1 protein-coding gene is annotated in these 768 nt (G+C 35.8%); it reads right to left on the reverse strand.

Features of this window, described 5'->3' with window-relative positions; translation table 11 throughout:
• Positions 1-286 precede the first annotated feature (286 nt).
• Positions 287-768: AAA family ATPase (locus BP896_RS05605; protein ID WP_414633187.1), on the reverse strand; the 482-nt coding region annotated here is incomplete at its 5' end.

The following is a 768-nucleotide window of genomic DNA, read 5'->3' on the forward strand; positions in this document are numbered from 1 at the left end:
CTGTAAGAATTATTAAATATGAAACAGTAACTGCAGTAATTAAGTCTTACCATAATATATGCAGCTAAATCAAGTATGTATTCGGCTCTAATTTTACTAACGCCATTATGCATTAAGGATGAGTGATTAGCCACATTATTAAATGCATTTTAAGGAAGTTGAGAACCTAACTAGTAATATAAGTACTTAAGGTAATTGCATTAATTTATTTAAAAACAATGTAGATCCATGGTTAGGGTTAAGGAGGATCCACCTAATTAATATATTGTTATTTTAGGTAATGTAGTCATTTAATGTAGCCCCTGAGTATTGCCTTACGTATTATGGGATCCGTGATTACGTATTCTTCATTAATCTTTATTATTAATCCAGCCTTCTCAAGGTTCTTAAGCATTATACTTAATGCGGTATCAGGTATCCTACCGAGTTTAGTGGTTATAAAGTTCTTAATCCCAGACCAATTAACACTACTTAACGTGGCTACTGCATTCAAGATGGCTACATACCTAGCCCTGGCAATGCCGTAAACGTTAAGCAGCCTATTAACCTCAGAGGCAGCTAACCTTGATGCATCATCAATGATTAATCCAAGATCCTTAACCCCCTTAATATAATTGTAGCCGAAGTAGGTTAACCAACCAATAATACCACCCAACTCATTAATAACCCTAATCAACTCATCATCACTAACCCCCACGCCTGCTTGATTAAAGCCTACTTTCAGGAATTCAAGGGCCCTAACCCTATCTAACGGCTTCAATCTAACCT

The organism is Caldivirga sp. UBA161 (assembly GCF_002506515.1).
Classification (GTDB): domain Archaea; phylum Thermoproteota; class Thermoprotei; order Thermoproteales; family Thermocladiaceae; genus Caldivirga.